Origin of the sequence: Actinoplanes sp. NPDC049802, assembly GCF_040656595.1 — a bacterium.
In the GTDB taxonomy this organism is placed as follows: domain Bacteria; phylum Actinomycetota; class Actinomycetes; order Mycobacteriales; family Micromonosporaceae; genus Actinoplanes.
On sequence record NZ_JBFAMR010000016.1, the window covers coordinates 122,372 to 129,141 of the forward strand.

General features: G+C 71.2%; 3 protein-coding genes. 2 read left to right on the forward strand and 1 reads right to left on the reverse strand.

Going from position 1 to position 6,770, the window contains the following annotated elements:
• Positions 1-53: 53 nt before the first annotated feature.
• Complete coding sequence (locus tag AB0I88_RS14485) at positions 54-1,988, reverse strand: protein kinase (RefSeq protein ID WP_361023038.1); 1,935 nt, start codon at positions 1,986-1,988, stop codon at positions 54-56.
• Between the two features lie 206 nt (positions 1,989-2,194).
• Between AB0I88_RS14485 and AB0I88_RS14490 the strand changes: the two genes are divergently transcribed.
• The gene (locus tag AB0I88_RS14490; protein WP_361023041.1) at positions 2,195-3,760 is read left to right on the forward strand and encodes an acyl-CoA mutase large subunit family protein; all 1,566 of its coding nucleotides are present in this window, start codon (positions 2,195-2,197) and stop codon (positions 3,758-3,760) included.
• A 216-nt stretch (positions 3,761-3,976) separates the two neighbouring features.
• A complete protein-coding gene (locus AB0I88_RS14495; RefSeq protein ID WP_361023044.1) occupies positions 3,977-5,233 on the forward strand; it encodes an amidohydrolase in 1,257 nt (418 codons plus the stop codon).
• Positions 5,234-6,770: the final 1,537 nt, after the last annotated feature.

The window sequence follows — 6,770 nt, forward strand, 5'->3', positions numbered from 1 at the left end:
CCGGGTTCCGCACCGGTCGGAGAACAGCCTCGCCGGGGCGGCCGGCGAGGCTGTCACACGGCGAGCTGGAAGCTCTGCACCATGGCGTCGTAGTACTTCCGGTAGTCCGCGAACTTCGCGTCGGTGGTGGTGAGGTAGAAGGAGTACATCTTGCCGTTGACCGCGGTCATCCTCCAGATGCCGTGGCGCATGGTGTCACCCTCACCGCAGGTGTACTCCAACTCCGCGCCCGGATTCCCGGCGATCTCGACCTCCTGGGTGCCGACCAGGACGAACGGGTCGGGGCAGGTCTTGCCCTTCTTCAGGCCCGCCGGAGCGGTCTGGTTGACGAACTTGGTCGGCGTCACCCGGCCCGGCTCCACCAGGATGCGCACCTTGGTGGTCCGGTCCGTGGGCTCGATGTACTCGACGTAGACGCCACCGGCCGCCCGGTTCCAGCCGGCCGGCACGTCCACGCTGACCGCGGCGTTGCCCTTGTACGGCTGGGTCTCCACCGCGGCCGGAGCGGGCGCGGCGCTGGCGGGCGGACCGGCCGTCGGAGTGGTCTTCGCGTCGTCGTTGCCGCTCAGCGCGAACACCAGCGCCAGGATCAGGACCACGGCGGCCGCGCCCCCGGAGATCAGCTGCTTGTTGCGCGGCCAGCTCCGGAACGTGCTGACCGCCCGGTCGGTGCCCTGCTTGACCGTGCCGACCACGTTCCCCATGGCGGCCCGGCGCTTGGCGGCCGGGCTGGCCACCACGGTGCCCGGGCGGGGCGGAGCGACCTGCCAGGGGTTCTGCGGCGGGATGACGCTGGTGGTGTCCCCACCGGCGCCCCGGCCGCCGTCGGGAAGCTTGTGAGCGGGCATGGCGCCGGTCGGGATGCTCACGGCCGGCCCGGTGGGCGCGGCCGGCAGCTCGGGCGCGCGACGGCGCCCGCCACCGGTGTTCTGCTGCTCCAGCTTGGCCAGGTGGTCGGTGAGCGACTCGCCGGGCGCCAGCATGGCCCGGCCGCCGATCTGGCCGGTCGGCTGCGGCGGGATCGGCTGGGTCTCGGCCGGCGCCGGGCTGACCGGGCGCGGCGAGGGCACCACCGAGTACGGGTCGGTCATCATGTGCGGCGGGTTCTTGCTGGCCAGCGGGCCGGCGAGCTGCTGCCGCAGGATGGTGCGGGCGGTCTGCACGTCCATCCGCCGGGCCGGGTCCTTCTCCAGCAGCCCCATCAGCACCGGGGTGAGCGAGCCGGCCCGCACCACCGGGGCGGGCGGGTCCTCGACGACCGAGTGCATGGTCTCGATCGGGTCGCCCTTGTCGAACGGCGGGCGGCCCTCGATCGCGGTGTAGAGCGTGACGCCGAGCGAGAACAGGTCGCTCGGCGGGCCGAAGTCGTGACCCATGGCCCGCTCCGGCGAGATGAAGTGCGGCGAGCCCAGCACCATGCCGGGCGTGGTCAGCTGCACGTCGGTGGGCATCCGGGCGACACCGAAGTCGGTCAGCACACAGCGGCCGTCACCGCAGATCAGAACGTTGGCCGGTTTCACGTCGCGGTGCAGCACGCCGTGCGCGTGGGCCACCTCGAGGGCGCCGAGCAGGGCGATGCCGATCTTCGCGACCACCCGGGACGGGACCGGGCCGTCCTCGATGACCATGTCGGCGAGGCTGCGGGCGTCCAGCAGCTCCATGACGATCCAGGGACGGCCGTTCTCGTGCACGACGTCGTAGACCTGCACCACGGCCGGGTGCTGGAGCGCGGCCGCGGCACGGGCCTCGCGCATGGTCCGTTCATACATCGCGTCACGGTCGCTCGGCGCCAGGCCCGGCGGGAGGATGACCTCCTTGATCGCCACGTCGCGGCGCAGCAGCGTGTCCGCCGCCCGCCACACCGTTCCCATGCCACCGTGCCCCACCGCGGCGCGCAGCGTGTATCGCCCACCGATGAGCGTGCCGGGGGCGGCGCGTCCGTGGGGAGGAGCCGTGTTGCCGCCGCTCCACGTCGGAATCTGAGTCACTGAAGATGCCACCGAGGGGGTATAGGGGCTGTCGACCAACCCCGCTATCTTGCCCGCTCGTTGCCCGAGAACGAAAGTTCCTGTGCCACTGTTAACCACACTTCGACGGTGGGTAGTGGCCGGGTGGCCGAGGGTGGCCGTCTGGTGGACGCAGGGTGGCAAATTCCTCACGGTGGGCGGCATCGACGAGTCTTAGGATCACCGGTGTGAATGCAGAGTCAGGGTTTCCCATCAAGCCGGTGTACGGCCCTGCTGACGTGCCGGTGAGCGCCGGAGCCGACGAGCCCGGTCAATATCCGTACACGCGCGGCGTCTACCCGACGATGTACACGAAACGGCCGTGGACCATGCGGCAGTACGCCGGGTTCGGCACCGCGGCCGAGTCGAACGCCCGCTACCACCAGTTGCTGGCGGCCGGGACGATGGGCCTTTCGGTGGCCTTCGACCTGCCCACCCAGATGGGTTACGACTCCGACGACCCGATCGCGCACGGCGAGGTCGGCAAGGTCGGTGTCGCCATCGACTCGATCGACGACATGCGGCGGCTCTTCGCCGGCATCCCGCTGGACCGGGTGTCCACCTCGATGACGATCAACGCGCCCGGCTCGGTGCTGCTGCTGCTCTACCAGCTGGTCGCCGAGGAACAGGGAGTGCCCGGCGCGAAGCTCTCCGGCACCATCCAGAACGACATCCTGAAGGAGTACATCGCCCGGGGGACGTACATCTTCCCGCCCAAACCGTCGCTGCGCCTGGTCGCCGACACGTTCGCCTACTGCAAGTCCGAGATCCCCAAGTGGAACACCATCTCGATCTCCGGCTACCACATGGCCGAGGCCGGGGCGTCGCCCGCGCAGGAGATCGCGTTCACTCTGGCCAACGGCATCGAGTACGTCCGTGCCGCGATCGCCGCGGGCCTGGCCGTCGACGACTTCGCGCCACGGCTGTCGTTCTTCTTCGTCGCGCGTACCACGCTGCTGGAGGAGATCGGCAAGTTCCGGGCGGCCCGGCGGATGTGGGCCCGGATCATGCGCGACGAGTTCGGCGCCGAGGACCCGAAGTCGCTGATGCTGCGGTTCCACACCCAGACCGCGGGCGTGCAGCTCACCGCGCAGCAGCCGGAGGTCAACCTGATCCGGGTGGCGATCCAGGCGCTCGGCGCGGTGGCCGGCGGCACCCAGTCGCTGCACACCAACTCGTACGACGAGGCGATCGCCCTGCCCACCGAGAAGTCGGCCCGGCTCGCCCTGCGCACCCAGCAGGTGCTCGCCTACGAGAGCGGCCTGACCGGCACGGTCGACCCGTTCGCCGGCTCGTACGCCGTGGAGGCCCTGACCGACGCCGTCGAGCGGGAGGCGACCGCTCTCATCGACCGGGTCTTCGAGTTCGGCTCGGCGGTCGACGCCATCGAGGCCGGCTTCCAGAAGAACGAGATCGAGGCGTCGGCGTACCGGATCGCCACCGAGATCGACGCCGGGGAGCGGGTCGTGGTGGGGGTCAACCGGTTCGCCGTCGACGAGGAGGAGAAGTACGAGCCCCTCAGAGTCGATCCGGCCATCGAGGCCGCCCAGGTGGCCCGTCTCGCCGCGTTGCGGGCCGAGCGGGACACGCCTGCGGTGCGGGCCGCGCTGGCAGATCTGGCGAAGGCCGCCGCCGGAAGTGTGAACGTCCTACCGTTGATGAAAGAGGCGTTGCGTCTCCGTGCCACCGTGGGGGAGGTGTGCCATACCCTGCGCGGGGTATGGGGCGTCCACCGTCCGGTCGAGCGGTTCTGAACCGGTCGACGTACCGGTAGTGTGTCGCGTCACCTCGGCGATCCACTACCCGTTGAGGGGTTGGCGGGCCGGGACGATCTCCCGTGTGCCCGCCCTGCCTCGCCCGGTGCGAGCACCTGTTTACACGACCGTTGCACAGCGTCACCGAAAACGGGACTAAGCTGTCGCGCGTTGCGTAACCCCGACAAACTTCGAGAGTGAATACGGAAGCCTGACGTGACTACTGCTCTGGAGGCGCCCGAGGGCGCCGATACGGCGTGGCCCGGGCAACTCCCCGGGACCGACCCACTCCCCGGCCGGCTCGACCGCTGGCTCGCCGCGCGGGGGGCTGAGCTGGTAACGATTCGCCGGCACCTGCACGCCCACCCCGAGCCGTCACACTCCGAGTTCGAGACCGCCGCCCTCATCGCCCGGGAACTGGCCGTCGCCGGCCTCGCCCCGCGGATGATGCCGCGCGGCAACGGGGTCATCTGCGACATCGGCGAGGGCCCGCGCACCATCGCCTTCCGGGCCGACATCGACTCGCTGCCGCTGCAGGACCTCAAGGACGTGTCGTACCGCAGCACCGTCGACGGGCAGGCGCACGCCTGCGGCCACGACGTGCACACCACGATCATGCTGGGCCTCGGCATGGCGCTCGCCCAGCTCAACGAGCAGGGCCTGCTGCCCGGCCGGGTGCGGCTGCTGTTCCAGCCGGCCGAGGAGGCGATGCCGTCCGGCGCGCCCGAGGTGATCGCCGCCGGCGGGCTCAAGGACGTCGACGCCATCTACGCGCTGCACTGCTACCCGCAACTGCCGGCCGGGCTGGTCGGCGTCCGCTCCGGACCGTTCACCGCCGCCGCCGACGCCGTCGCCGTCAAGCTGACCGGCCCGGGCGGGCACACCGCCCGCCCGCACCTCACCGCCGACCTGGTGCACGCCCTGGGCCGGGTGATCGTCGACGTGCCCGCGCTGCTCAGCCGCCGGATGGACCCGCGCGCCGGGCTCTCCCTGGTCTGGGGCTCGGTGCACGCCGGGCAGGCGTTCAACGCCATCCCGGGCGCGGGCGAGGTCCGCGGCACCGTCCGCGTCCTGAACCGGGAGGCCTGGCGGGAGGCGCCCGAGCTGATCACCAAGCTGATCAAGGACGTGGTCGCGGCCACCGGCGCCGACTGCGACGTCGACTACATCCGTGGCGTCCCGCCGGTGATCAACGACCGGATGGCGTCGGCGGTCATCGCGGGCGCGGCCGGCGCCGCGCTCGGCCCCGACCGGGTGGTCGAGGCCGAACTCAGCATGGGCGGCGAGGACTTCGCCTTCTACCTCGAACACGTGCCCGGCGCGATGATCCGGCTCGGCACCGGCAAACCCGGCTCCGACGTCCGGCACGATCTCCACCAGGGCGACTTCGACGTGGACGAGAGCTGCATCGGCTACGGCGTCCGCGTCATGGCCCACACCGCTCTGGCCGCCCTCGCGACCGGCTCTTTCTGACCCCCATTTCCGGTACGCGGCGGATGAGTCCCGGGAGTGCCCCGCGAACATCTGCCGGGTCAAGCCTGTGCCGCGCCCGCCGGGCTGAGCTGCCGGGTCACCGGCCGGCTCTAAGCGCCGACCCTGCCGGCCAATTCGCCCGCCCCGCCCGCCCGCGCGCCCGCCGGGCGGGCGGGGCGCACAGCGCACCGACGGTGCGCCCCGAGCACCGCTGTGACACTGGTGAGCGACCGCCCGGGGCCCTGCGTGCGTGCCGAATCGCTCGGCACCGTCCGCCCGCCGGGCGGGCGCCCCCAGCGCACCGGCGGTGCGCCCTGTCGCCCTGTCGCCCCGGCGTCCTGCCGCCACTCCGGCGTCCTGCCGCCACTCCGGCGTCCTGCCGCCACTCCGGCGTCCTGCCGCCCCGGCGCCCTGGCGTCCGGTGGGCGGAGCCGGTGTGCAGGGCGATGTGTGTTCGGAGAACGTGACACCCGTGGTGGGTGTGACGACACCCGTTGCGGGTGTCACGTCTGCGGAACACCGATGGCCCGTGATCCGTGTCCCGTCTCCCCGGACGGGGATTCGTTCCTGCGTGCGCTGCCAGCCGGGGAACGTGGCGGTGATGGCGTGTGACGGCCGGCCGATGCCACACGCTGGAGTCCACGGGACGGCGTCACCGCCGGTGGCCGGAGGGCCGGCGTGCCGGATGATGTGTGCTCAGAGAACGTGACACCCGTCGTGGGTGTGACGACACCGTTGCGGGTGTCATGTCTGCCGAACACCGATAGCCCGTGATCCGCGTCCCGCCTCCCCGGACGAAGATTCGTTCCTGCGTGCGCTGCCAGCCGGGGAACGTGGCGGTGATGGCGAGTGACGGCCGGCCGATGCCACACGCTGAAGTCCACGGGACGGCGTCACCACCGGGGGCCGGAGGGGAAGGCCGGTGTGCAGGGCGATGTGTGCTCGGAGAACGTGACACCCGTAGTGGGTGTGACGACACCCGTTGCAGGTGTCACGTCTGCGGAACACCGATGGCCCGTGATCCGTGTCCCGTCTCCCCGGACGAAGATTCGTTCCTGCGTGCGCTGCCAGCCGGGGAACGTGGCGGTGATGGCGAGTGACGGCCGGCCGATGCCACACGCTGGAGTCCACGGGACGGCGTCACCGCCGGTGGGCGGAGGGCCGGTGTGCAGGGTGATGTGTGTTCGGAGAACGCGACACTCGTGGTGGGTGTGATGACACCCGTTGCGGGTGTCACGTCTGCGGAACACCGATGGCCCGTGATCCGTGTCCCGTGTCCCCGGACGGGGATTCGTTCCTGCGTGCGCGGCCAGCCGGTGACCGTGGCGGTGGTGGCGTGTGGCGGCCGGCCGATGCCACACGCTGGAGTCCACGGGACGGCGTCACCGCCGGTGGCCGGAGGGCCGGTGTGCAGGGTGATGTGTGTTCGGAGAACGCGACACCCCTGTCTGCCAGGGTGAGTTGAGGCCAGCGGTTCATAGCAAGTCCGCCGGACAGGGCGAGTTCAGGATCGAGAGCGTTGACTACTGCTGTTGAC